This window comes from Tenacibaculum aquaeponti, assembly GCF_057221555.1.
In genome coordinates this window covers 38,082-63,012 of the sequence record NZ_CM170147.1, presented here as the reverse complement: position 1 = coordinate 63,012, position 24,931 = coordinate 38,082, and the positions used below count along the sequence as shown (strand labels likewise).

Below are 24,931 nucleotides of genomic sequence, written 5' to 3'. Positions count from 1 at the left end.
CCTTTTCTGATTTTTTAATTAATTTCTTAACATTTTTCTTTTTTTATCTTCTTCTTCGCGCATTAACTCTTCAATTTTTCTTTTCTCCCAATCTTTTCCGAAGAAATAATCTGTTCCAAATAGTCGAATAGCTTGAAACACGATAGCAATTCCCCAGAAAATCCAAACAGCAAAAGTTCCAAAGTCGAAAAAAGCTTCTTCAAAAGATTCTCCATTTAATAGATTTCTTCTGATTTTCATAGTTGATATAACTATATTTATAATTATATAAACTGCTAGTTGCTTGTAAAAATTTTTGATTTCATCTACTCGCTTTTTAGCCCTTATATATTCATTTTCTTGATTGTAATCTGTTATAAACATCTTTTTATTTATTTAACATTTTTTGACTTCTATTTTTATCTTTCTCCATAAACTCTTTTATCTTTCGATCTTCCCAATCTTTAGATAACAAGTTACCAAACCCAAAAACTCCTAACCAATGAAAGAAAACACCAATTCCCCAAAACAACCAGGTAGAGTATACTCCGAAATTACTAATTGCATCTTCAAAAGAATCTCCATCATCATTCATTAAACCTACTATTATAATAGAACTTAAAAATAAATTAACAACTATATAGACTGTAAAATGAGAATAAAATCCTTTTATGTCTTTTACTTTCTTTTTAGCTTTTAAATAGCGCTGTTCTTCTAAAAAATCTTGCTTCATCATTAATACTTTTTATTCATAATCTCTTTAATTTTACGCTCTTCCCATTCTTTACTGAAAAGATTATCACTAAAAGCTAAAAAGGCGTGAATTCCTATAGCAACTCCCCAACCTAACACAGAAAACCAAAACCAATGAAACTGAGGAGAAAAAGTTAAATTAGTGTATACAATAATTGGTGTGTTTAATAGATACAATGCTAAATGCACATAAAAACCTTTAATTTCTTTTACTTTTTTCTTTGCTTTTAAATAGCGTTGTTCTTCTATGTAATTATTTTCCATTTCTGTTGTATTCTTTTATGTATTCGTTAATCTTACGTTCTTCCCAATCTTTTCCCTTTATAAATTTAAAGCCATCAAATACTTGAAATCCATGAGAAAATAATCCTATTCCCCAACCAAATACTGAAAACCAAAACCAGTGAAATTGTGGCGAAAATTTTAAGTTGATGAAAATTAGGATCGGAATAACAATTATGTAAATTACTAGATGACTATAAAACTCTTTAATCTCTTTTACTTTTTTAAGAGCTCTCATGTATCTGATTTCTTCTTCTTTAGGAAACTCCATAAAAATTAAAATTTATCTTTATCCATTAATTCTCTAATCTTACGTTCTTCCCAATCTTTACCTAAAAAAACATTATAGTTATACACTTCTAAACCATGGAATAATACTCCTATACCCCAACCAATAATTGGAAAGTAAAACCAATGGAATTGTGGAGAAAATCGTAGATTAATGAAAATGAAAAACGGAATAAAAATTAAGTACGACGCTAAATTTCTATAAAACTCTTTTATTTTTTCTACACGTTCAACCGCTTTTATATAACTACTATTTTCGAAATTATCTGATATTTTCATAATGTTTTTTGTTTTAGATAACAGTGGCAAACTCACTGTAAATGTTTTGTTGTTATTCTCAATATGAACTCTTTCATTAGAAATAAGTCCGTATCGATCAGCTATATTTTGAAGCCCCACTTTTGTACTCTTCTTTCCTATGGCTTCTTTAGGATTCACATTATTCTCTATTTTTAAATATCCATTCTCTTCATAAATTGAAATTCGTAACGGTTTAGAACTAGAAACCACATTGTGTTTTACAGCGTTTTCTAGTAATAATTGTAATGATAATGGCACTATTTTTAAATCACTATTTGTTACTGAAGTTGGAACATCAAATTCTAAAGCATCTTCAAAACGCATTTGTAATAATTCCATATAGGTTTTTGCGAATTTTAATTCTTCTGTTAATGGAATTAACTCTTTATTTCTTTGTTCTAAAACATATCGATATACTTTAGATAATTTTGTAGTAAATTTTTCAGCTTGATTTGGATTTTCACCAATTAAAGAAGTCAATACATTTAAACTATTGAATAAAAAATGAGGATCTATTTGGCTTTTTAATGTTTCAAACTTCGCTGATTCAGTTTTTGCTACAATTTGTTGATGAGTAGTTTCTTTATTCATGGTTTTCTTCCATTCTATCATAAATCCTTTTGCATGTAAAAATGCAGCCACACCTAATGATAAAACAATAGCGAATAGATGGATAAAGAACAACCTTTCAGAAAACAAAACTTTAAAATCATTATTAAATACAAGAACATATTGTATATAATGAATTATAAAAACGCCTACAGATGTATATAATATGGTTCCTATAATTCCTGCCCAAACTCTCTGGTTCGTTTCTTTAACCCAATCCCATTTAGTATTTAAAAACTCATTAATAAAACCATTACCTAACCCGAGAATAAAAGAATATAATGCAGAAAACAAAAAAGTAACACTTGCTCCTTTTAAGGTAAATTGTCTGTTTATTAACGTGAATAAAACACCAAATAAAACAGTCATTTTTACGCAAACAATAATATCTTTTTTAAATTCAGATTTTAAGTAACTTAATATACTACTCATTTTAAAACTTTATTTGTTATAATCTAATATCTAAAGATACATCTTTGTTAGTAATAGTAAACTTTGCATCATCATATCTTGGAGGCCCAAAATTCATTACATTATTAGAAGCACCATAATCTTCCATCGGCATACCACTTGGTTGAAAGTCCATTTTTCCATTATTGTTCTTATCGTGAAAACAAGTAACTGCATATTCTCCTGCTGGAACATTTTCAAAAATAACAACTGATTTACCATTTTCTATTTTTGCTTCTTTAGCTTGAATTGGTTTTCCTATTAAAAAGTTTTCTTTATCAGAAAGAGCAAACTTCATTGTTCCTTCATTTGATGTAACATTAACTACTGTAACTGTAATTTTCTGATTTCCTTCTTGAGCAAATAAATTATTAAAAGTTAATAGTGCTAATAAAATAATACTTAAAGATTTCATTTTTTTTTTAGTTTTAAAGATTAATTACACTTCAAAAATGCAATGACATTGTTTATTTTAAAACTTATTATTACCGAACTGTAAATTTTACATGATGAATTGTAAATTTTTAAAAAATAAGTTTGGAGTATTGATTTTTTTTATACATTAGCGGCATGCATACAAGCAATAAGACAAATCAAATTTCATTACGCCGACGACGCCCCATGCGACGTAGCTAGTTCATTCTTGCCTAAGAATCAATAGAAATTTGAATTCATCTTATTAACATCATCATGCAATTTTACATTATTTTTTTATCGTTACCATTCATAATTATCACAACTGATAATAGGATTTCTGTACGACGATTTTTCCCTCGCCCGTAAGGGCTTATATGACTAATAGAACTTAGGTGAGTCCGGTTCTTCTTCAGAAAAAAAGAGACAACAAACAATTTTAAATTTAAGGTAATGGAAATCATTATTGCCGATATATCACATAAAATTTACGCAGAAGAAATTTGTACTACCATAGAAAATGCAGCTAAAATTAGAGGTACAGGTATTGCAAAGAGAAAACCAGAATATATTATTTCTAAAATGGAAAAAGGTAACGCAGTTATCGCTCTAGATGGAAATACATTTGCCGGTTTTTGCTATATAGAATCTTGGGGACATGGAAAATTCGTTGCCAATTCTGGATTAATCGTTCATCCTAACTTTAGAGGTTTAGGCTTATCAAAAAAAATCAAACAAAAGATTTTTGATCATTCAAGAACTAAGTTTCCCAATGCTAAAATATTCAGTATTACTACTGGATTAGCCGTTATGAAACTTAATAGCAACTTAGGTTATAAACCCGTTACATTTTCTGAATTAACAACAGATCAAACGTTTTGGGATGGATGTAAAACCTGTGTCAATTATGATGTTTTAACGAGAACAGAACAAAAAATGTGTTTATGTACGGGAATGTTATATGATCCAGCTACCGAAAACAACAATCAACCTAAGAAATTTAAAGAAAAAACATTCACTAGGTTGAAAAGTATCAAACAACATTTATTCTTAAAAAAAGAGAAAAAATGAAAAAATTAGTTTTAGCATATAGCGGAGGTTTAGACACTTCTTATTGTGCAGTACACTTAACAAAGGATGAAAATTTTGAAGTTCATGCTGTTAGTGTAAATACAGGTGGATTTACCAATGAAGAAATACATGATATTGAAAGTAAAGCACATCAATTAGGTGTAAAAACGTATAAAAATATAAATGCAGTTCATAATTACTACGAGAAAGTAATTAAATACTTAATTTACGGAAATGTATTAAAAAACAATACCTATCCATTATCAGTAAGTGCAGAAAGAATTGTACAAGCCATCGAGATTATTAATTATGCAAAATCCATTGGAGCAGAATATATTGCACACGGTAGTACAGGAGCTGGAAATGATCAAGTTCGTTTCGATTTAATCTTTAACACATTAGCTCCTAATATTAAAATTATTACTCCGATTAGGGATCAAAAGTTAAGTAGACAAGAAGAAATTGCTTATTTACAAAGTCACGGTGTAGATTTATCTTGGAGTAAAGCTAAATATTCTGTGAACAAAGGTTTATGGGGAACTAGTATTGGTGGTGATGAAACATTAACCTCTCACCTAGCCTTACCTGAAGAAGCATATCCTTCTCAGCTACAAGAAACAAAAGCTACTGATATTAAAATTTCCTTTGTAAAAGGAGAACCTGTAGCAATTAACGACAAAAAAGATACTTCTGGAGTTATCATTGAAAAACTAAACAATATCGCTTCTAAATATGCTATTGGTAGAGATATTCATGTTGGTGACACTATTCTTGGTATTAAAGGAAGAGTTGGTTTTGAAGCTGCTGCTGCTATATTAATTATTAAAGCACATCACTTATTAGAAAAACATACACTAACCAAATGGCAATTACAACATAAAGATTATGTAGCTAATTGGTATGGAAATCACTTACATGAAGGTTTATATCTCGATCCTGTAATGAGAGATTTAGAAGCCATGCTAAGTAGCAGTCAACAACAAGTAACTGGCGATGTGTATATAACTTTAAAGCCTTATCATTTTACTTTAAACGGAATTTCTTCGGATAACGATTTGTTACAATCGAAATTTGGTAGCTATGGTGAAATGAATAACGCTTGGACTGCAGAAGATGCTAAAGGCTTTATTAATATCTACGGAAATCAAACTAAAATTTATCAAAATACCAACAGTCATGATTAAAGCTGGAATTATAGGTGGAGCTGGTTATACAGCAGGTGAATTAATTAGATTGTTAATTCATCATAAAGAAGTAACAATTGATTTTGTGTATAGCACTTCAAACGCTGGTAATCCAATTAGTGCGATTCATCAAGATTTAGTTGGATCTATAGATCAAAAATTTACAGACACAATTAATACTAATGTTGATGTTTTGTTTTTGTGCTTAGGACACGGGAATTCTGGTAAATTTCTTGCGAAATATCAATTTTCAGATACTACAAAAATTATTGATTTAAGTAATGAATTCAGACTTGTAAACAATAAAGTATTTCAAGGAAATGAATACATATATGGTTTACCTGAAATCAATAAAGAGGAAATAATTAATGCGAATTATATTGCAAATCCAGGTTGTTTTGCAACTGCAATTCAATTAGCAATTGCTCCTTTAGCATCAGAAAAACTAATCACAAATGACATTCATGTAAATGCTATAACTGGCGCAACTGGTGCAGGAACTAGCTTATCGAAAACTACACATTTTACCTGGAGAGATAATAACTTCTCCTATTACAAGCCTTTTACGCATCAACATTTAGGAGAGATTTATCAAACCATAGAAAAATTTCAATCAGAGAGTAAACACCAAGTTTTATTCTTACCAAATAGAGGAAATTTTTCTAGAGGAATATTCGCTACTTTATATACTGAGTTTTCAGGTTCAGAAGAAGAAGCTATTAAAATTTATAAAGAATTTTATAAAGACGCTGCTTTCACTTTTGTGGCTGACCAAACTTTACATCTGAAGCAAGTAGTGAACACTAATAAATGTTTAGTTCATGTACATAAACATGAAAATCAATTATTAATTACAAGTTGTATTGATAATTTATTAAAAGGAGCTTCTGGACAAGCAGTACAAAACATGAATTTAATGTTCGGTTTTGAAGAGACAGAAGGATTACAATTAAAAGCTAATTATTTCTAAATATTAAACTGATGAAAATAGCAATCATAGGAACAGGAAACTTAGGAAAATCAATAGCTAAAGGATTGATAAAAGGTCAGAACTTTAATTCACTGTACTTAACTAAAAGAAACGTAAGCGAATTAAACGATTTACCAAAACAAGAGAACATTATTATTACCAGTAATAATAGAGAAGCAATTCAAAATTCTGATGTTTTAATTTTTGCAGTTCAACCAAAGCAATTGGAAGAAATTTTGTTTCAATCAAAAAAATATATCAATAAAGAGCAACTTGTAATCTCCACAATCACTGGTTTTTCCATAGAAAAAATTGAAAATATATTAGGGCAAGATTTTTCAATCATAAGAGCAATGCCCAATACAGCTATTGCCGTAGAAAAATCAATGACCTGCATTTCTTCCAATACTAATGATACTAATAAAATTACTATTGTTGAATCTATTTTTAATCAACTTGGAAATACCATGATTATTCCTGAAAACTTAATGCAAGCTGCAACAGTAGTTTGTGCAAGTGGAATTGCTTTTTGGATGCGTTTAATCCGCGCTACAACACAAGCTGCTATTCAATTAGGTTTTGATGCTAAAGAAGCTCAAGAATTAGCCATGTTCACAAGTGAAGGAGCTGCTAATTTATTAATTCAATCTGGAAATCATCCAGAACAAGAGATCGATAAAGTAACTACACCGAAAGGATGTACAATTGAAGGTTTAAATGAAATGGAACACAAGGGTTTAAGTTCTTCATTAATTCAAGGAATGGTTGCTTCTTTCAATAAAATTAACACTATTAAAAAAGAACAAATATGAGTTTATTTAACGTTTATCCATTATTCGATATCACTCCTGTAAAGGCTAAAGATGTATATGTGTATGATGAAAATGGCACACAATATTTAGACTTATACGGGGGACATGCTGTGATTTCCATTGGTCATTCTCACCCTACTTATGTAGAAAAATTACAACAACAACTAGCAAATATTGGATTTTATAGTAATTCTATTCAAAATCCCTTACAACAACAACTGGCAGAAAAATTAACTTCCGTATCTAGATGTAAACTTTACGAATTATTTCTATGTAATTCTGGAGCAGAAGCAAATGAAAATGCAATAAAATTAGCTTCTTTTCATACACAAAAACATAAAGTAGTGGCTTTTAAAAATGCATTTCACGGTAGAACTTCGGCAGCTGTAGCTGCAACAGATAATCCGAAAATTGTTGCACCAATTAACGCTCAACAAACTGTTGATTTTGTTGAGTTTGGAGACATTGAAACTTTAACTAAGATTTTAGCTAAAGGAGATGTTTGCGCAGTAATCACAGAGATTATTCAAGGAGTTGGCGGTTTAGATGAAGCTTCTACAGAGTTTTACAAAACTGTAGAACAACTTTGTAAACAATTCGGAACCTTACTGATTGCTGATGAAGTTCAATCTGGTTTTGGAAGAACTGGTGATTTCTTTGCTTTTCAAAAACATGGAATAGAACCAGATATTATTTCAATGGCAAAAGGAATGGGAAATGGTTTTCCTGTTGGAGGAATTTTAATTCATCCGAAAATTAAAGCATCATTTGGTTTATTAGGTACCACTTTTGGCGGAAATCATTTGGCCTGTACTGCTGCATTAGCAGTTATAGAAACGATTCAACAAGAAAAATTATTAGATAATGTTGAAGAAATTTCGACTTATTTTATCGATAAAGTATCACAAATTTCAGAAATAAAAACAATTAAAGGACGGGGTTTAATGCTTGGTTTAGAATTTGACTTCCCAATTGCAGAATTACGTAAAGAATTGATTTATAATCATCAAATATTTACAGGAAGTTCTAAAAATCCGAACTTACTTCGTATTCTTCCTTCTTTAACAGTTAAGAAAGAACATGTAGATGTGTTTATCAATGCATTAACAAAAGCATTAGAGTTACAAAAAGTATAAAAATTAATTATCCGTCATGCTGTATTTTTTTTAGTATTTCATTAAATAAAGTTTAAAAAAAATTGAAATCCTGATATAAATTCAGAATGATCTTATACAAAACTCAATCCCATGAAAAAATATACTGAAATCAATGATATTAAAAATATACCCCAAACAATAACAGAAGCAATAGCATTAAAAAAAGCTCCATTTGAGCATAAAAACTTAGGTAAAAATAAAACCTTAGTGATGTTGTTTTTTAATGCTAGTTTAAGAACTAGATTAAGCACCGAAAAAGCTGCTAAAAACCTAGGAATGGATGTTATTTGTTTACAAATTAGTGACTCTTGGAATTTAGAATTTGAAGACGGAACTGTGATGAATTTATCAACATCTGAACATATTAAAGAAGCTGCAAAAGTAATTGCGCAATATGCAGATATAATTGCGGTAAGAGCATTTCCAACACTAAAAGATAAAGAATTGGATTATGCAGAAGTTATTATGAATAGTTTCTCAAAATACGCAGATGTTCCTGTAGTGAATTTAGAAAGTTCTACAGCTCATCCGTTACAAGCATTAGCAGATGCAATTACTATAAATGAATTTAATTCAGATGCAATGCCAAATGTTGTTTTGTCTTGGGCACCACATCCTAAAGCCTTACCGCAGTCTGTTGCAAATTCTTTTGTAAACATGATGCAAAAATTGCCGGTAAATCTAACAATTACACATCCAAAAGGTTATGAATTAAGTACTGAAATCACAAAAGATACTCAGGTAAATTATAATCAAGAAGAGGCTTTAAAAAATGCGGATTTTGTTTATGTGAAAAACTGGAGTTCATATGCGGATTACGGACAAATATTGAGCCAAGATAGCGATTGGATGATCACGCAACATAAGCTTAATAATGCTAAATTTATGCATTGCTTGCCTGTAAGAAGAAATGTAGTTGTTGAAGATGCAGTTTTAGATTCGGATAATTCTTTAGTAATAAATCAGGCAAACAATAGAACATATGCAGCTCAGGTTGTTTTAAAAAACATCCTCGAAAACTTATAATATGCAAGAATTAAAGATTATAAAAATTGGTGGAAACGTAATCAACAATGAAAAGTTATTAAATGATTTTCTTGATGATTTTGCAAAACTTGAATCACCAAAAATTTTAGTGCATGGTGGCGGAAGAGCTGCTTCAGAATTATCAGTAAAAATGGGAATTAGGCCTAATATGGTTAATGGACGTAGAATTACTGATGCTAATACTTTAGAGATTATAACTATGGTTTATGGTGGAAAAATCAACAAAAATATTGTTGCGCAATTACAAGCTAGAAAATGTAATAGTATTGGTTTTTCTGGTGCTGACGGCAATACAATTGTTTCTGTAAAAAGACCTATAACTACTATAGATTATGGTTTTGTTGGAGATGTTATTCAGATAAATACTGACACTTTACGGATTTTACTAGAACACAAAATTAGTCCTATTTTCTGTGCCATTACACACAATGAAAAAGGACAATTACTAAACACAAATGCTGATACTATTGCTGCCGAACTAGCAATAGCATTATCTAAATCATACAAAGTTGCGCTTTATTACTGTTTTGAAAAAAATGGTGTATTAACAGATATTAATGATGATGATTCCGTAGTTGAAAGGATTGATGAAAAAATATTTGAAGATTTAAAGCGTGAAGAAATAATTAATGAAGGTATGCTTCCTAAAATACATAACTGTTTACAAGCAATTAAAAGAGGCGTGAATAGTGTTCATATAGGAAATAACGCAATGCCTTTTAACACGAATGTAAAATGTACAACGTTTCAACAATAATGACACAAAAAGAACTTACCTATAGCGCTATCGATCTCTTAAAAAAACTTATAGAGATTCCATCGTTTTCTTCAGAAGAAGATAAAACTGCCGAGGTTTTAGCCTATTGGTGTACGATTCATAGTATTGATTATAAGAGAACAAATAACAATGTTTGGGCTGTAAACAAATATTTTGATGAAAGTAAACCAACTATTTTATTAAACTCTCATCACGATACTGTTTATCCAAATAACGGATACACAAAAGATCCACACAAAGCCATTGTAGAAGATGGAAAACTATATGGTTTAGGAAGTAACGATGCCGGAGGATGTTTGGTTTCTTTATTAGCAACATTTACTCATTTTTATCATCAAGAAAATTTAAACTATAATTTAGTTTTTGTTGGTTCTGCTGAAGAAGAAAGTAGTGGTCCGAACGGATTAAATAGCATGTTATCTATAATTCCTAAAATTGACGTAGCCATTGTTGGAGAACCAACGTTAATGCAATTAGCTATTGCGGAAAAGGGATTGATTGTTTTTGATGCTAAAGTAAACGGAACACCAAGTCACGCCGCACATCCTAATGAGGATAATCCAATTTACAATACAATAGAGGTTCTAGAATGGTTTAAAAACTACACATTTGATAAAACTTCAGAAGTTTTAGGTAATGTAAAAATGACAGTCACACAAATTAATGCAGGGAAACAACATAATGCTGTTCCATCTGCAGTAGATTTAGTTGTAGATGTCCGTGTGAACGATAAATATACCAACCAAGAGATTGCTGATTTATTACAAAAAGAAGCTCCTTGTGAAATTGTGCCGAGAAGTTTACGATTAAATTCATCATCAATAGATAAAAATCATGAATTAATTCAAGCTGGTATAGCTTTAGGCAGAGAAACTTATGGTTCTCCTACCCTATCAGATCAATCAGTTTTAAGTTGTCAGTCTGTAAAATTAGGTCCTGGTGATAGTAGACGTTCTCATACCGCAGATGAATTCATCTACATTGATGAAATTAAAGAAGGAATAGATATTTATATTAAAATACTTACTACAATTCTCACTGATCATTGATCAATTAACTAGTAAGTGATAACCGAAAACTGACAATTGAAAACATGAAACTTTGGAAAAAAGAATTTTCTCTAGATAAAGTCATTGAAGATTTTACAGTTGGGAATGACAGAGAAATTGATTTACATATTGCAAAATACGATGTGATTGCTTCAAAAGCACACGCAAAAATGTTGGCTTCAGTAAAGATTATATCTGAAAAAGAAGCAAACCTATTGATTCAAGCTCTAAACTCTTTACTTAAAGAAATAGAAAATGAGTCATTTATTATAGAGAATGATTTTGAAGATATACATTCAAAAATCGAATATGAGTTAACTAAAAAACTTGGTGAAATTGGCAAAAAAATTCACACAGCAAGGTCAAGAAACGATCAGGTTTTGGTTGCATTACAACTGTACTACAAATATGAGATACAATTCATTTTAGAAAAAGTAAGTGAATTATTCAATACTTTAATTTCGTTAGCTGAAAAGCATCAAGAAAAATTATTGCCTGGATACACACATTTACAAGTAGCAATGCCTTCATCTTTTGGTTTATGGTTTTCTGCATATGCAGAGACACTATTAGATGATATTGAATTATTAAAAGCTACTTTAAAAATTGTAGATCAAAATCCACTAGGCTCAGCAGCTGGTTATGGAAGTTCTTTTCCAATAGATAGAGATTTTACTACTAAAGAATTAAAGTTTTCTACTTTAAAATTTAATGTAGTAGCTGCTCAGATGTCTAGAGGAAAAAATGAAAGAATTCTATCAAGCTCTTTGGGTAATTTAGCAAATACTTTAAGTAAATTTTCTATGGATATTTGCTTGTATATGAGTCAAAATTTTGGTTTTATTTCTTTTCCTGATGAATTAACAACAGGAAGTAGCATTATGCCACACAAGAAAAATCCAGATGTTTTTGAATTAATTAGAGGTAAATGTAACCAAATTCAAGCATTACAAACTGAAATGTTGTTGTTAACAAATAATCTACCTAGTGGTTATCATAGAGATTATCAATTGTCAAAAGAAAACAGTATTAAAGCAATAGAAAACACAAAACTAATTTTAGACATCTTTAATTACAGTATCCAACAAATCATTGTTAAAAATGTTGATATTAATGATGAAAAATACAAATACCTCTTTACTGTAGACAACATTAATAATCTGGTAACTAATGGAATGCCTTTTAGAGAAGCATATTCAAAAATTAGTGGTGAAATTGAAGATAAAATATACGTTTCAGACACCTCAAAAAAACATACGCATATTGGAAGTATAAATAACTTATCATTAAATAAAATCAAACAAAAAAAACTTAATATTTATAAACTGTAGATCGATTAAATTTCTATTTTTACCAGAAATTGTCTAACCTAAAAAAACTAATTGTTATGAAGAAAAAAATACTTTCTTTATCTACATTTTTATTCTTATTTTTTTATTTACAAGTTAATGCAACTGTATATTATGTTAACTTAAATGCAACAGGAAACAATGACGGTTCCAGTTGGCAAAATGCTTTTAATTCTTTAGACACGGCATTAAGCTCGAGTACTTCTGGTGATGAAATTTGGGTTGCTAAAGGTACATATAAACCTTCTTTTGATGGATTTAATATTCCTAGTGGTGTAAAAATTTATGGAGGCTTTATTGGTAACGAAAGTAATCTTAATGAACGAGATTATTCTACTAATACTGTAACATTGGATGGAAACATAGGAGATTTATCTAAATCAACCGATAACGCAAATCATGTTGTATTTATGAGAAACGTTAGTGCCTCTACTAGATTAGATGGTTTTAAAATTATTAATGGTAGAGCTAATAATTTTTCAAATGACTCTAAAGGAGGTGGTTTATATAACTTAAATGGAGCACCTACCATTGCTAACTGTCAATTTTATGATAACTTTTCTGATGATTTTGGAGGAGGAATTTGCTCAGAAAGCGGAAATATAAAAATTGATAATTGTGATATTTCTAATAACACTGTAGAAGGTATTGGTGCTGGTGTATATTTAAGTCAGAATGGTACAGCTATTATAACAAATTCTAAAATTAATTCTAACACATCAATTTATAATAGTGGTGGTGGAATTGCTTCAGGAAATGGTTTTGATTCTTTAATTATAGATAGAACTGAAATATCTGGTAATACTGTTCAAGATTTTGGTGGAGCAATAACCATAGGAGATGATACAAGTTTAAAAATATATAACTCTTTATTCTTAGGAAATGTCGCCCGTTTAAGGATTATAAATATGCATACAACTTTTAACCTTCAATCTCATAAAGTTGTAAATTGTACTTTTTCAGGTAATAAAAGTACTGAAAGAGTTAGTAAATCTTCAACAATCGTTTTTAATGATAATACAGAAATTGCGAATTCTATTTTTTGGGATAATGAAGCTCCTGATGGGAATATTTATAGATTTAATACATTAATTGATCCATTAGTATCTAATTGTATTATTGAAAACGGACATGAATCTGGTAATAATAATATTACAAATTCTCCAGAATTTAACAATCCATCATCTAAAGATTTTGCTCCTTTTACAAACGAAAATTTAGATTATAGCTTAAAACCAAATTCTCTAGGCATTAATGCTGGTAATAATAACTTTTTATCAAATGCGTTTAATAAAGATTTTACAGGGGCACCACGACAATATGGTTCTAAACCTGTAGATATTGGAGCTTTTGAATTACAAAACGACTCTACTCTTAGTATTAAAGAAGATGATTTCTTTAAAACTAGAACTTTTTATAATAAAGAAAGCGAGAGCATTGAAATTATTAACTATAATCTTTATAATTTAAATTATATTATTTATGACATTAAAGGTCGTTCAGTTAAAAAAGGGAATACAACAAAAGATATTTCAACGATTAACTTAAGTAAACTAAGTAACGGTGTTTTTATAGTAAAAATAACAAATGAAAAGTCACTTAAAACAATGACTAAAAAGTTTGTAAAAATCTAACATTACAACATCTTTATAAAAATAGATTTAATGGTAACTTAAAAATGGATTAGCTACTAAAATTTAGTTAAAATTCTTTTTAAACTAATCTGTGAATAATTTAAAATGTACTTTGTGATAAATTTTTTTTTTATGAAAACTATTATCACTGGGTACATTTTTTTTCTTTCTTTTATTACTTATAGTCAAACTAAAAAAGTTGTCCCGTTAGATAAAAATTTTAAACAGTTTATAAGTTGTAGAGATTTCACTTTATCTTCAAATGGAAAGGAAGCCTATTTTACAATTCAAAATTTAAATGAAAATAAGGGAACTATTGTAAAATCTGAAAGAATAAATAACACTTGGACTAACTTTACAATAGTATCGTTTTCTGGTAAGTTTAGAGATATTGAACCTTTTTTAAGTCCAAATAATTTAAGGTTATACTTTTCATCAAATAGACCTAAAAACAATTCTACAAAAGAAGCAGATTATGACATTTGGTATGTAGAAAGAAAAACTATAAACTCTAATTGGTCTGAACCAATAAACTTAGGAGCTCCTATAAATACTAAACATAACGAATTTTATCCTTCTCTAAGTAAAAATTATAATATTTATTATACTTCAGATAAAAATGTAACAACTAGTAAAGATGACATTTTATTTGCTAAATGGAATGGTTCTAGTTACGATCAACCAATAGTTTTAAATGAAAATATTAATAGCAAAGGTTATGAATTTAATTCATATATCTCTCCTAATGAAGATTTTCTTATATATTCAATTTACAAGGCTAAAGATGGTTTAGGAAGCGGTGATTTATACATTAGTTTTAAGAATAAATCAGGAATTTTTCAGAAAAGAAAAAACCTAGGTTCAATGATAAATTCTAATAAAATGGATTATTGCCCTTTTTACAACAAAAAGACTAACACTTTATATTTTACAAGTAAAAGAGACGAAACAAAATCTAAAAAATCAAGTGATTTTTCTGAATTTAATTCAATTGCAAATAGTTATATGAACGGACAAAGTAGAATATATAAAGTGAAAGTTGATTTAGAAAAGATTCTAAAGTAATTTTTTAAGCTACAAAATATGAATTTAAATAAGCCTTATTATAACTCTTAATATCATTATCAAAACAAAGAGATATCAATTATTGATCATTAATAGTAAATTTATATCAACCTATTTTAGGAAGATTCATATTTCTTTTTAAATTTCTCTATGAGAAATACATTTCCAAATAACATGGTAAATGCATAACCTATATCTTCTACAGGTATTGTTACTAAACGAATTCCTAAGTTTTCCGTATTATTATACCATACTACTGGTTCTTCAATACCTGTTCCTGTTAATACTCCATTAACGATAAAAAAAGGAATTAAAATGATTAAAAAAGCAATATAAAAACGTCTTAAATATTCAATTCCAAAGAAAAAACCAATAAGTAACATCCCGATTAAAAAAGAATAATTTACAGTTGTATAAGCTTTCCCAAAATTTAAAATTAAAATAGGGGTTACAATAGCTATTGTAGCTAACGTAATTAATTTAGTATTCTTTTCAGAAATTAATAAGTTGGGTTTAAAGTATTCTAAAGAATAATGGATAAAAATACTTGCATAAGGAATACAAAAGAAAAATAACCATTCCTCTATCGGCATACCTAAAAGTAAAAACGATAAATGGTAATCTGGGTTAAATCCCCATACTCCATTTTTGGTAAAAATAGCATCCCAAATTAAAAAAACAGTTGATACTATAGTTAAAGATAGTAGAACAGCTTTCCAATGTTTGATAAAACGCATATTCTTTTCAAAAGAATATAATAACGGAATACTTAAAGAACCAAGATTTAAAAGTAAATAAAGATATTCCACTATTTTAAATATTCTTTAAAATATTTAAAGGGAACAAATAACATTCCGAAACATTCTCCTTCGTGTTTCCCTAATTTTTTATGATGAATTTTATGAGCTTTTCTTAAACCTCTAAAGTACCAATTGTCAGTTTTATCAAACCACTTAAATCGACGATGAATTAAAACATCATGTATTAAAAAATAAGCTAATCCATATAACAAAATACCTAAACCTATAAAAAACAAGAAATTAAGTTCTGGTCTAATACCAAAGAAAAAAAGCATCATACTTGGTATTGCAAAGACTACAAAAAAAGCATCATTTTTTTCAAAAACATGTGGATAACCAGGTTGATGATGATCTTCATGTAAATACCAACCAAAACCATGCATTACATATTTATGAGTGCACCATGTAATTCCTTCCATTAAAATAAATGTTCCTAGTGTAACTAAAGTAAATGTCATTAAATTAAGTTTAATTTATATTTCACATAACTTCTAGCCAACAAATTTATCTTCATTGGGTTAGAAATCCTAATTCTAGTATCCATAATTTTAGCTGATGGAGTTGCCTTTAATTTATTTAATAATTTTCTATAATAACGATATGCCATATATACTCCAAACTTAGCATCTACAGGTAGCTGTAAAATTCCATTAGAAAAAGCATAATCGAAATCTTCTTCAATTTCTGCTATTATTTCTTCTTTAGATTTATTATCTAATTCTTTCAAATTTACATTTGGAAAATACGAACGGTTTAGTAATTCTACATCATCTTTTAAATCACGTAAAAAATTTACTTTTTGAAAAGCAGAACCTAAACGCATTGCAGGGGCTTTTAAAGCTTCATATTTACTATTATCTCCTTTTACAAAAACCTTCAAGCACATTAATCCAACAACATCTGCAGATCCGTAAATGTATTCGTTATACTCTTCTTGAGTATTATATTCAGTTTTATGAAGATCTGCACGCATACTCTTTAAAAAAGCTTGTACCATATCATCTGTAATGTCGAATTTATTTACAGTATGCACAAATGAATTTAAAATAGGATTTAAACTTATTCCAGAATGTTTTGATAAATAATAATCCTTTTCGAAACGGTCAAGTAAATCTTCTTTGTCATAATCATGAAAAGTGTCTACGATTTCATCTGCGAAGCGCACAAAACCATAAATATTATAGATGTGAGATCTAATTGATTTCGATAACATTTTTGTGGCTAATGAAAAAGATGTACTGTAACTGTTGGTAACAATTTTGCTACACTTATAAGAAACGTCGTCAAATAAATTTTTCATGATAGGTGGTTTTTTAAAATTAAATCTGAAGCTATTTTACCCGAAATTAAAGACGGTGGTACACCAGGACCAGGTACTGTTAACTGTCCTGTAAAGTATAAGTTTTTAACCTTCTTACTTTTTATATTAGGTCTTAAAAATGCTGTTTGTGTTAAAATGTTTGCTAATCCATAAGCATTTCCTTTATATGAATTATAATCTTCTATAAAGTCATTAACACAATAGCTCTCTTTAAAGATAATATTTTGTTTAACATCTTGATTAGTTAAACGTTCTAATCTTTCTATAATTATGTTAAAATACTTTTCTCTTATCTCTTTAGTATCTTCTATACCAGGTGCTAATGGAATTAAAAAAGTACCTGCTTCTTTACCTTCAGGAGCAAAAGAACTATCGGTAATACTAGGAAAACTGGCATAAAACAAAGGATTCTCTGGCCATCTTGGTGTATCGTAAATATCTTTTGCATGCACATCAAAATTTGTATCAAAAAATAAAGTATGATGTTCTACATTTTTAAGTTTTTCACTAAAACCCACATAAAATAATAAAGATGAAGGCGCAAAAACTCTATTATCCCAGTATTTCTCAGAATATTGTCTCAAATTAGTACCTAATAAAGTTTCAGTATGATGATAATCTGCACCACTTAAAAGTAAATCAGTTACTATTTCTTCATTGTTGACAGTGATACTTTTGACTTCATTTTTTTCATTTACATTAATGCTTTGAACTGCTGAGTTATTTTTGAACTCAACTCCAAGCTGTTTTGCTAAAGTTACCATACCTTCAATAACTTTATACATACCTCCTTTAGGGTGCCAAGTTCCTAAACCAAAATCTGCATAATTCATAAAATTATAAAATGCAGGAGTGTTACTAGGTTTAGCTCCTAAAAACAAAACTGGAAACTCTAGTATTTGTATTAATTTTTGGCTTTTTATTTTTTTACGAACTTGTTTTTTAATAGTTGAAAAAAACTGTCCTACTCTAATTGCTGTTTTAGGAGTTATTAATTCTAACGGAGAAATTCCTGGCCTGTAAACGATATCTTTTACAGCTATCTCATAATTATCTTTAGCTGCTTTGATAAATTTTCTTAAATGTTTTGAACTACCTTTCTCTTCTTTTTCAAATATTTCACATATTTCTTCAAAGCTTCCCGGAATGGTTATGGAATCGTTTTCTCCAAAATAAACTTGATATGCAGGATCTAACTTTTCAAGAGTATAATAATCAGATGGTTTTTTACCAAAATCTGCAAAAAACTTTTCAAAAACATCTGGCATCCAATACCAAGTAGGACCTATGTCAAATGTAAATCCTTCATTTAAATACTGCCTAGCTCTTCCTCCTAGTGTATTATTTTTTTCATAGATAGTAACCTTATATCCAGCTTTAGCCATGTAACAAGCAGATGATAAAGAAGAAAATCCAGAACCTATTATTGAAATTGATTTTTTCAAAGTAAAATATTTATGATACTCTAAAGGTAACAAAAATATTTTTTGTTTAATGGTTTTAATTAAAAATTAAACAAAAAATTATAGGTTCTCTACCATTTCTATTACTGAAGAATAGATTTCAATATTAGAAGTAAAAACTTTACCTGAAGCTAACATTGCTTTTTTTCCAACTGCAACTAACTTATGCTCTGTACTTTTCAATATCGAATCTATTTCTGAAAAATATTCAAAAACCCTGTCATCGCTTGGCTGAACAGTCATTGAAGTAATAAAACACACTTTTAATTCTCCTTCGAAAAAATAATTAAGATTATTTAAAGGTAAACTTTGTCCTAAGTAAATAGTTTGACAACCTCTTAAAACCAATTCAAAATTCAAATACATTAAACCTATTTCATGAATTTCTCCATCAGGTAAGAAAAGCACATAAGTATAATCTTTATTTGTGGCAGAATACTCTAGTTTTTCTGTATTTAATTGAATTTTTTGTATTATTAAGTTAGAAATAAAATGTTCATGTGCTGGCATTAAGGTTTTTGTTTGCCATAACAAACCAATATGATTTAAAAAAGGAATGAAAACCTCTTTAAAAATTTGTCTGAATGTTTTCTTATGTAACAATTTTTCATATGTACTATTAAATAATACTTTATCAAACTGAAACATAGACATTTTGAAAGCATTTATAGCTTCATCATTTGCAGCAAATTTAAATGCCAACTCCCTAGTATTAATTAAAATTTGCTCATCAGACATTTGAGCAATTTTAGATATTTTATAATTATGTTTATTTAATAAAGCTACATTAAGTAATTTCAATAAACTATCTGAAGAGTAATATCTAATATTAGTATCTGTTCTATTCGGCTCTAATAAATTATAACGCTTTTCCCATATACGAATAGTATGTGCTTTGACTCCTGAGATGTTTTCTAAGTCTTTAATAGTAAATACTGTCTTAATATTGTTCAACGTTAATTGCTTTTTATTAAACAAATATAATAAATATAAAATTGATTTATAAAATTTTCTTAAAAAATACTGTAACATTTTATATATTTCGACTACTAACAATGTAACTAACCAATCAATATTGTGTCAAAAAGTCTAGAAGACAAATTTTTAGATGATTTCGAATCTAATCAAAATATAGTTCATAAAATTTGTAGAATTTACACTACAAATCAAAGTGATCACAATGATTTGTTTCAGGAAATAACTATTCAAGTATGGAAAAACTATGTCAAATTTAGAGGTGATGCTAAATTTAGTACATGGCTATATAGAGTATCACTTAATACAGCTATTTCTTTATTTCGAAAATCATCTAGAAAAGTTAAAACTCAAGATATCTCAGATATTGCTTTTAAGATAAAGGCTATAGAATATGACGATACCCAAGAAGTGCAGCTAAAAGCATTATATGGAGCTATTCAACATTTAAATGATATAGACAAAGCTTTAGTTTTTCTTTATTTAGAAGATAAATCGTATAAAGAGATTTCCGATACTCTTGGTATTAGCGAAGTTAATGCAAGAGTAAAAATGAATAGAGCAAAAGATAAATTAAAAAAAATACTAAACCCATAAAAAATTATATGGACGTATTAGAAAAATATAAAGAAGCTTGGGATAATCAACCTGAGAACTCAAATAAAGTATCTAAAAGTGAGATTTATAAAATGATGAAATCTAAATCTTCATCAATAGTTAAATGGATTTTTATAATAGGATTATTTGAATTTATACTTATTGGATCTTCATTTTTCTTTTTTGATATAGAGAAAAGTATAAAAGCTTATGAAAGCATTGGACTTAATAAGTATTTCATGCATTTTAATACTATAGTTGGTTTAAGTATAATTTTATATTTCCTTTATAAATTCTATGTTAATTTTAGATCAATTTCTACTACAGAGAATACTAAGAGTTTAATGAATCAAATTCTTAACACGAGAAAAACGGTTAGAAATTACGTGTTAATAAACCTATCATATTTGACTATTTTCTATCTTATAGCATTGGTTTTAATGATTAAAAAACAGTTTGCAGATCTATCGACAATTCAAACTATAGGGGTTGCTATAGCTTCTTTAATTGCTTTAGCTATTATGTTAGCTGTAATATGGCTTATTTACCAATTACTTTATGGAATTTTACTAAACAAACTGAACAAAAATTATAAAGATTTAGCTAAATTAGAAGAGTAAAAATTTTACTCATGAAAAAAACACTTTTTTTCTGTGCTCTTCTAATTAGTACAATTTCATTTTCTCAAGAAGATTCTAAAACGAATTTTTGGGATAATGTTCAATTTGGAGGTGCTTTTGGTTTAGGTTTTGGAAATAACTCTACAACAATAGCCATTGCTCCTAATGCTATTTATAATTTTAATTCAAATTTTGCTTTAGGTTTAGGCTTAGGATATCAGTATGCTAAACAAGGTGATTTCAAAAATAATGTATACAGTACTAGTATATTAAGTTTTCACAACCCAATAGAAGAAGTTCAAATTTCTGCTGAATTTGAACAATTATTTGTTAATAGAACTTTCGAAGGAAGCAAGGAAAGTTTTAGTTATCCTGCACTCTATTTAGGAGCAGGATATCGAATTGGAAGAAATATTTCTATCGGTTTTCGTTACGATATTTTATTTGATGAAAGCAAAAGCATTTATGCCTCTGCTTTTTCACCAGTATTTAGAGTTTTCTTCTAAGTTAAAATTTCAACATTTGATAATTCTGTAATGCTTGTAATAAAACCTTATGCATTTTATCAGTATAATCTAAATGCGTAACAATTCTTATTTTTCCTTCTCCCATTGAAATTAATAAAATTCCTTTCTCTTCCATATCTTTAATAAAATCATTGGCATTAATATTGTCGTTAACATAAAAGATCACAATATTAGTTTCGATTGGCTCTACTTTTTTCACATAAGATAATTGAGCTAAGGTCTCTCCTATTTCTTTAGCTTTTTGATGATCTTCTTGTAAACGTGCTACATGATGATCTAAAGCATAAATTCCTGCTGCAGCTAAATATCCTACTTGTCGCATAGCTCCACCAAATAATTTTCTAATGCGCAAAGCTTTTTCCATATGCTCTTTAGAACCAACTAAAACAGAACCAATTGGCGCACCTAAACCTTTAGATAAACATATAGAAATTGTATCAAATAATTTTCCGTATTGTTTAGGTGTTTCATTCTTTTCTACAAGAGCATTGAATAATCTTGCTCCATCTAAATGATAACTTAAATTAAATTGATCTGAAACTTTTTTAATGTTTTTTAATTCTTCAAAATCCCAACAAGCTCCTCCGCCTTTATTCGTAGTATTTTCAATACAAACTAATCGAGAATATGGAACATGAATATCAGATCTTCCTTCAGCAATATATTGTAATTGATCGGCTGTAAACATTCCTCGATCTCCATCAATTAATTTACAAGAAACTCCAGCATTAAAAGCTGCCCCTCCACCTTCATAATTGTATACATGAGCCCATTTGTCACAGAACAATTTATCTCCTGGTTGTGTATGTAGCTTTATTGCTGTTTGATTAGCCATTGTTCCTGAAGGAAAAAATAAAGCATCTTCCATTCCAAACATATCTGCTACTTTCTCTTGTAATAGGTTAACAGTTGGGTCTCCTTTAAATACATCATCACCTACATTAGCACTCATCATTGCTTTTAACATTCCTTCTGTAGGTTTAGTAACAGTATCACTTATTAAGTTTACTTGCATGCTGTAATATTTCTTTTTGTGTTGTTGTTTTATTTTATTTCATTCCTATTGGAGACCCATCAGGAATTTTTAAAGTTTTGGGTTTCTTATTGTATTTAGAAGGATTGCTTTTAAAATCCTTAATCAACAATAAAAACTCTTGGTCAATTGCCTTATCACTATTCTTCAAATCCATTACAATACTATTTATTTTTTCGTTAACAATAGCTTTTCCTTCAAAATAAATAGCATTGTTGTACAAATAAAATAGATTTGATAAAATTTCTTTTTTAACTACGTTATGTAATCCATTATAATAAGAGTCTTTATATTCTTTTTTGAAAGATTTTTTGATTACTGTTGTTAACATTTCATCTAATCCAAGCTGAGAATTATCAATATTATAATGTTGTAATAAACGATTTACTCGTTCTGGATGAAATAAATAATCTAGTGTAAACGCAACATTGGTTTGAACAGCTCCATAAGGATCGAAAGCTACGCCCGATTTACTTTTAAAACTTTCTCTAGTTCTACTATAACCATAAGCTCTAGGTGGAAAAAGTGCTAATAATCGTTTCGGAACTGCAATTTCATTTACAGCTATAGTTCTTAGTAATTGTTGCAAAGCTTCACGTTCTACATTTCCTTCTATTCGTTTTACAACAATATCTTTTTGACCTTTTACAGCATAAGTATAATCAAGTCCACCAATTAATTTTGAAGCTGCATCAGTTTGATATCTATGTAAGAAATACAAAGGAACAAATACATCTTCCAAAACCGAATAAGGTTGGTTACTTTTTATATTATCAATTGAAAAATTCTTTATAGCCTCGTTTCTAATTTCTAATATATTTTTTAATTCTTCAGAAGCACTTTTTCCGTTATCCCACAAATGTGCATATGCATGTGCACTTCCTTTTGGTCTTGCATCTGCGTCAGAAATAAATCGTAATCCTTTTTGCGAAGCTTCATCTAAGATTTTAACTAAACCTTCTTTTTCATTACTTGGAAAATCTTGATAAGCATAAGCAACTGTTATTTTATCCCAAGCTCCAATTTTATTATCGTAAGCATTAGAAAAGTCAATTTTACCATTTTTAAGTGTAAGTTTTGGATGCGGATAATCCATAACTGAAGACCTCTCATTTGTACTTGCAGCAAAATTATGCGCAAAACCTAATGTATGTCCGATTTCATGAGCTGATAATTGACGAATTCTGGCTAAAGCCATTTCTAAAGCAAATTTATCTTCATTTTTACCATTTGCATAAGGAGCTTGTAAAGCTTGAGCTATTAAAAAATCTTGACGAATTCTTAAAGATCCTAAACTTACGTGACCTTTTAAAATTTCGCCGGTTCTAGGATCTGAAATATTTCCTCCATAACTCCAACCCCTTGTAGAACGATGCACCCATTGAATTACATTATAACGAACATCTAACGGATCGGCATCTTTTGGTAACATTTTCAATTGAAAAGCATCTTTATAACCAATTGCCTCAAATGCTTGATTCCACCATCTTCCTCCTTCTAATAATGCTGAACGTACAGGTTCTGGTGTTCCTCTATCTAAATAATAAATAATAGGTTCAACAGCCTCACTAACTTTAGCGTTTGGATTTTTCTTCTCTAGTCTGTGTCTATAAATAAATCTTTTTCTAATGGATTGATCTACTGGAGTTGCATAATCTAAATATGTCATTTGCCAAGAACCACAACGAGGATCGTAAACTCTAGGTTTGTATTTATTATCTGGTAATTCTACGAAAGAATGATGCTGATGAACAGTTACTAAAGAAGCATTTGGAGTTACACTTCGAATATTATATCCTTTAGGTTTTCCTGAAAAAGTAAGCATTAAATCAAACTCCACATTTTTAGGAAAAGCTTTTGTTCTTTCTAAATAAAACGCACTTTTACTCTTATCTAATCTATAACTTCCCTGATTATTAGAAGCTAGCCTATCTGCTACTCCATGAGCATCACGCATTAAAAAATCGGTTGCATTAATTAAGAACTTACTATTTTTTTCTTCAGTAATTAAAAATCCATGTAATATCGATTTTGCAAACGCTTCTTTTACGGATTGTTTCTCCTCTATATTTTCTGTAACAGCTCTATAATTTTGATTGGGTTGAATTAATAATAGCTTATTACCTGCTTTAACAAACTTAACTACTACCCCACTTCCTAACTGACCTCTATCTAAACCAATATCATTAGAACCAACACCTTCTGACAATGCATTCACATACAATAACTCTGTGTTTAGTTTTGAAATCTCAAGGTAAATTTCATCAGTTTTTTCATTATAATAAAAAGGAATAAATCCTTCGTATTTCTTTACATTTTTCTTTCCATCAAAAAATTGTGAAAAAGTAGAAATAGCAAAAAAATAACAGATAAAAAATATTGTTTTTTTCATGTAGTAATTAGG

The 24,931-nt window shown here is 28.9% G+C and carries 27 protein-coding genes; 14 read left to right on the top strand and 13 right to left on the bottom strand.

Annotated features, from left to right (window positions below):
- Positions 1 to 18 precede the first annotated feature (18 nt).
- The 6 genes from AC2TEO_RS00310 to AC2TEO_RS00285 are packed head-to-tail and all read right to left on the bottom strand — an operon-like array spanning position 19 to position 3,076.
- Entirely contained in the window at positions 19 to 363 is a 345-nt protein-coding gene (locus AC2TEO_RS00310; protein ID WP_442266192.1) for a 2TM domain-containing protein, read from the bottom strand.
- A gap of 4 nt (positions 364 to 367) precedes the next feature.
- The gene (locus AC2TEO_RS00305) at positions 368 to 715 is read right to left on the bottom strand and encodes a 2TM domain-containing protein (protein ID WP_442266191.1); all 348 of its coding nucleotides are present in this window, start codon (positions 713 to 715) and stop codon (positions 368 to 370) included.
- A complete protein-coding gene (locus AC2TEO_RS00300) occupies positions 715 to 996 on the bottom strand; it encodes a 2TM domain-containing protein (RefSeq protein ID WP_442266190.1) in 282 nt (93 codons plus the stop codon). Before AC2TEO_RS00300 ends, AC2TEO_RS00305 begins: the two co-directional genes overlap by 1 nt.
- Positions 986 to 1,285, bottom strand: a complete 300-nt coding sequence (locus AC2TEO_RS00295) for a 2TM domain-containing protein (RefSeq protein WP_442266189.1) — start codon at positions 1,283 to 1,285, stop codon at positions 986 to 988. Before AC2TEO_RS00295 ends, AC2TEO_RS00300 begins: the two co-directional genes overlap by 11 nt.
- A 5-nt stretch (positions 1,286 to 1,290) precedes the next feature.
- A complete protein-coding gene (locus AC2TEO_RS00290; protein WP_442266188.1) occupies positions 1,291 to 2,643 on the bottom strand; it encodes a 2TM domain-containing protein in 1,353 nt (450 codons plus the stop codon).
- A 16-nt stretch (positions 2,644 to 2,659) separates the two neighbouring features.
- The gene (locus AC2TEO_RS00285; RefSeq protein WP_442266187.1) at positions 2,660 to 3,076 is read right to left on the bottom strand and encodes a DUF2141 domain-containing protein; all 417 of its coding nucleotides are present in this window, start codon (positions 3,074 to 3,076) and stop codon (positions 2,660 to 2,662) included.
- Between the two features lie 452 nt (positions 3,077 to 3,528).
- Between AC2TEO_RS00285 and AC2TEO_RS00280 the strand changes: the two genes are divergently transcribed.
- The 11 genes from AC2TEO_RS00280 (at position 3,529) to AC2TEO_RS00230 (ending at position 15,191) form a co-directional block, all read left to right on the top strand.
- A complete protein-coding gene (locus AC2TEO_RS00280) occupies positions 3,529 to 4,146 on the top strand; it encodes a GNAT family N-acetyltransferase (RefSeq protein WP_442266186.1) in 618 nt (205 codons plus the stop codon).
- Positions 4,143 to 5,330: an argininosuccinate synthase gene (gene argG / locus AC2TEO_RS00275; RefSeq protein ID WP_442266185.1), complete on the top strand. Its 1,188-nt coding sequence runs from the start codon at positions 4,143 to 4,145 to the stop codon at positions 5,328 to 5,330. Before AC2TEO_RS00280 ends, argG begins: the two co-directional genes overlap by 4 nt.
- Entirely contained in the window at positions 5,323 to 6,300 is a 978-nt protein-coding gene (gene argC / locus AC2TEO_RS00270; RefSeq protein WP_442266184.1) for an N-acetyl-gamma-glutamyl-phosphate reductase, read from the top strand. Before argG ends, argC begins: the two co-directional genes overlap by 8 nt.
- Before the next feature lie 11 nt (positions 6,301 to 6,311).
- Positions 6,312 to 7,112 carry a pyrroline-5-carboxylate reductase gene (proC, locus tag AC2TEO_RS00265; RefSeq protein WP_442266183.1) on the top strand — a complete coding sequence of 267 codons (801 nt, stop codon included), beginning with the start codon at positions 6,312 to 6,314 and terminating at the stop codon, positions 7,110 to 7,112.
- Complete coding sequence (locus AC2TEO_RS00260) at positions 7,109 to 8,248, top strand: aspartate aminotransferase family protein (protein ID WP_442266182.1); 1,140 nt, start codon at positions 7,109 to 7,111, stop codon at positions 8,246 to 8,248. Before proC ends, AC2TEO_RS00260 begins: the two co-directional genes overlap by 4 nt.
- 111 nt (positions 8,249 to 8,359) lie before the next feature.
- Positions 8,360 to 9,295 carry a Rossmann-fold NAD(P)-binding domain-containing protein gene (locus tag AC2TEO_RS00255; RefSeq protein ID WP_442266181.1) on the top strand — a complete coding sequence of 312 codons (936 nt, stop codon included), beginning with the start codon at positions 8,360 to 8,362 and terminating at the stop codon, positions 9,293 to 9,295.
- Between the two features lies 1 nt (position 9,296).
- Entirely contained in the window at positions 9,297 to 10,073 is a 777-nt protein-coding gene (argB, locus tag AC2TEO_RS00250; RefSeq protein WP_442266180.1) for an acetylglutamate kinase, read from the top strand.
- Positions 10,052 to 11,143: a M20 family metallo-hydrolase gene (locus tag AC2TEO_RS00245; RefSeq protein ID WP_442266179.1), complete on the top strand. Its 1,092-nt coding sequence runs from the start codon at positions 10,052 to 10,054 to the stop codon at positions 11,141 to 11,143. Before argB ends, AC2TEO_RS00245 begins: the two co-directional genes overlap by 22 nt.
- A 44-nt stretch (positions 11,144 to 11,187) precedes the next feature.
- The gene (gene argH / locus AC2TEO_RS00240) at positions 11,188 to 12,474 is read left to right on the top strand and encodes an argininosuccinate lyase (protein WP_442266178.1); all 1,287 of its coding nucleotides are present in this window, start codon (positions 11,188 to 11,190) and stop codon (positions 12,472 to 12,474) included.
- A gap of 56 nt (positions 12,475 to 12,530) precedes the next feature.
- The gene (locus tag AC2TEO_RS00235; protein ID WP_442266177.1) at positions 12,531 to 14,126 is read left to right on the top strand and encodes a right-handed parallel beta-helix repeat-containing protein; all 1,596 of its coding nucleotides are present in this window, start codon (positions 12,531 to 12,533) and stop codon (positions 14,124 to 14,126) included.
- A gap of 132 nt (positions 14,127 to 14,258) precedes the next feature.
- Positions 14,259 to 15,191, top strand: coding sequence for a hypothetical protein (locus AC2TEO_RS00230; protein ID WP_442266176.1), 933 nt, complete (start codon positions 14,259 to 14,261; stop codon positions 15,189 to 15,191).
- A 116-nt stretch (positions 15,192 to 15,307) separates the two neighbouring features.
- Here AC2TEO_RS00230 and AC2TEO_RS00225 read toward each other — a convergent pair whose 3' ends face one another.
- From AC2TEO_RS00225 to AC2TEO_RS00205, 5 genes are all read right to left on the bottom strand, one after another.
- On the bottom strand, positions 15,308 to 16,000 hold the full coding sequence (locus tag AC2TEO_RS00225; RefSeq protein WP_442266175.1) for a lycopene cyclase domain-containing protein: 693 nt from the start codon (positions 15,998 to 16,000) through the stop codon (positions 15,308 to 15,310).
- Positions 16,000 to 16,449: a sterol desaturase family protein gene (locus tag AC2TEO_RS00220; protein ID WP_442266174.1), complete on the bottom strand. Its 450-nt coding sequence runs from the start codon at positions 16,447 to 16,449 to the stop codon at positions 16,000 to 16,002. The genes AC2TEO_RS00225 and AC2TEO_RS00220 overlap by 1 nt, the downstream gene beginning before the upstream one ends.
- Entirely contained in the window at positions 16,449 to 17,291 is an 843-nt protein-coding gene (locus AC2TEO_RS00215; RefSeq protein ID WP_442266173.1) for a phytoene/squalene synthase family protein, read from the bottom strand. Before AC2TEO_RS00215 ends, AC2TEO_RS00220 begins: the two co-directional genes overlap by 1 nt.
- Positions 17,288 to 18,757: a bifunctional phytoene desaturase/3,4-desaturase gene (gene crtID, locus AC2TEO_RS00210; protein ID WP_442266172.1), complete on the bottom strand. Its 1,470-nt coding sequence runs from the start codon at positions 18,755 to 18,757 to the stop codon at positions 17,288 to 17,290. Before crtID ends, AC2TEO_RS00215 begins: the two co-directional genes overlap by 4 nt.
- 78 nt (positions 18,758 to 18,835) lie before the next feature.
- Positions 18,836 to 19,729: a MerR family transcriptional regulator gene (locus tag AC2TEO_RS00205; RefSeq protein ID WP_442266171.1), complete on the bottom strand. Its 894-nt coding sequence runs from the start codon at positions 19,727 to 19,729 to the stop codon at positions 18,836 to 18,838.
- A 123-nt stretch (positions 19,730 to 19,852) separates the two neighbouring features.
- Here AC2TEO_RS00205 and AC2TEO_RS00200 point away from each other — a divergent pair, with 123 nt between their 5' ends.
- From AC2TEO_RS00200 to AC2TEO_RS00190, 3 genes are read left to right on the top strand one after another with little or no spacing between them, the layout of a single operon-like run.
- Entirely contained in the window at positions 19,853 to 20,347 is a 495-nt protein-coding gene (locus AC2TEO_RS00200; protein WP_442266170.1) for an RNA polymerase sigma factor, read from the top strand.
- Positions 20,348 to 20,355: 8 nt separating this feature from the next.
- A complete protein-coding gene (locus AC2TEO_RS00195) occupies positions 20,356 to 20,967 on the top strand; it encodes a DUF8845 family protein (protein WP_442266169.1) in 612 nt (203 codons plus the stop codon).
- 11 nt (positions 20,968 to 20,978) lie between these two features.
- On the top strand, positions 20,979 to 21,473 hold the full coding sequence (locus tag AC2TEO_RS00190; RefSeq protein WP_442266168.1) for a hypothetical protein: 495 nt from the start codon (positions 20,979 to 20,981) through the stop codon (positions 21,471 to 21,473).
- A 1-nt stretch (position 21,474) separates the two neighbouring features.
- Here the strand turns inward: AC2TEO_RS00190 and AC2TEO_RS00185 are convergent, their stop codons facing one another.
- Both AC2TEO_RS00185 and AC2TEO_RS00180 read right to left on the bottom strand, forming a co-directional pair.
- Entirely contained in the window at positions 21,475 to 22,509 is a 1,035-nt protein-coding gene (locus AC2TEO_RS00185) for a threonine aldolase family protein (RefSeq protein ID WP_442266167.1), read from the bottom strand.
- A 34-nt stretch (positions 22,510 to 22,543) separates the two neighbouring features.
- Positions 22,544 to 24,919 (bottom strand): zinc-dependent metalloprotease, encoded by a 2,376-nt coding sequence (locus tag AC2TEO_RS00180; protein WP_442266166.1) that lies wholly within the window; start codon positions 24,917 to 24,919, stop codon positions 22,544 to 22,546.
- Between the last annotated feature and the right edge of the window lie 12 nt (positions 24,920 to 24,931).

Bases quoted from the DNA above. Each gene is read 5' to 3' on its own strand.
- argB (WP_442266180.1), top strand. From the start codon at position 9,297: ATGCAAGAATTAAAGATTATAAAAATTGGTGGAAACGTAATCAACAAT.
- AC2TEO_RS00255 (WP_442266181.1), top strand. From the start codon at position 8,360: ATGAAAAAATATACTGAAATCAATGATATTAAAAATATACCCCAAACA.
- AC2TEO_RS00260 (WP_442266182.1), top strand. From the start codon at position 7,109: ATGAGTTTATTTAACGTTTATCCATTATTCGATATCACTCCTGTAAAG.
- AC2TEO_RS00185 (WP_442266167.1), bottom strand. From the start codon at position 22,509: ATGCAAGTAAACTTAATAAGTGATACTGTTACTAAACCTACAGAAGGA.
- AC2TEO_RS00305 (WP_442266191.1), bottom strand. From the start codon at position 715: ATGATGAAGCAAGATTTTTTAGAAGAACAGCGCTATTTAAAAGCTAAA.
- AC2TEO_RS00300 (WP_442266190.1), bottom strand. From the start codon at position 996: ATGGAAAATAATTACATAGAAGAACAACGCTATTTAAAAGCAAAGAAA.
- AC2TEO_RS00220 (WP_442266174.1), bottom strand. From the start codon at position 16,449: ATGACATTTACTTTAGTTACACTAGGAACATTTATTTTAATGGAAGGA.
- proC (WP_442266183.1), top strand. From the start codon at position 6,312: ATGAAAATAGCAATCATAGGAACAGGAAACTTAGGAAAATCAATAGCT.
- AC2TEO_RS00280 (WP_442266186.1), top strand. From the start codon at position 3,529: ATGGAAATCATTATTGCCGATATATCACATAAAATTTACGCAGAAGAA.
- AC2TEO_RS00290 (WP_442266188.1), bottom strand. From the start codon at position 2,643: ATGAGTAGTATATTAAGTTACTTAAAATCTGAATTTAAAAAAGATATT.
- argH (WP_442266178.1), top strand. From the start codon at position 11,188: ATGAAACTTTGGAAAAAAGAATTTTCTCTAGATAAAGTCATTGAAGAT.
- argC (WP_442266184.1), top strand. From the start codon at position 5,323: ATGATTAAAGCTGGAATTATAGGTGGAGCTGGTTATACAGCAGGTGAA.
- AC2TEO_RS00295 (WP_442266189.1), bottom strand. From the start codon at position 1,285: ATGGAGTTTCCTAAAGAAGAAGAAATCAGATACATGAGAGCTCTTAAA.
- AC2TEO_RS00285 (WP_442266187.1), bottom strand. From the start codon at position 3,076: ATGAAATCTTTAAGTATTATTTTATTAGCACTATTAACTTTTAATAAT.
- AC2TEO_RS00215 (WP_442266173.1), bottom strand. From the start codon at position 17,291: ATGAAAAATTTATTTGACGACGTTTCTTATAAGTGTAGCAAAATTGTT.
- AC2TEO_RS00190 (WP_442266168.1), top strand. From the start codon at position 20,979: ATGAAAAAAACACTTTTTTTCTGTGCTCTTCTAATTAGTACAATTTCA.
- AC2TEO_RS00245 (WP_442266179.1), top strand. From the start codon at position 10,052: ATGTACAACGTTTCAACAATAATGACACAAAAAGAACTTACCTATAGC.
- argG (WP_442266185.1), top strand. From the start codon at position 4,143: ATGAAAAAATTAGTTTTAGCATATAGCGGAGGTTTAGACACTTCTTAT.
- AC2TEO_RS00310 (WP_442266192.1), bottom strand. From the start codon at position 363: ATGTTTATAACAGATTACAATCAAGAAAATGAATATATAAGGGCTAAA.
- AC2TEO_RS00195 (WP_442266169.1), top strand. From the start codon at position 20,356: ATGGACGTATTAGAAAAATATAAAGAAGCTTGGGATAATCAACCTGAG.
- AC2TEO_RS00235 (WP_442266177.1), top strand. From the start codon at position 12,531: ATGAAGAAAAAAATACTTTCTTTATCTACATTTTTATTCTTATTTTTT.
- AC2TEO_RS00230 (WP_442266176.1), top strand. From the start codon at position 14,259: ATGAAAACTATTATCACTGGGTACATTTTTTTTCTTTCTTTTATTACT.
- AC2TEO_RS00180 (WP_442266166.1), bottom strand. From the start codon at position 24,919: ATGAAAAAAACAATATTTTTTATCTGTTATTTTTTTGCTATTTCTACT.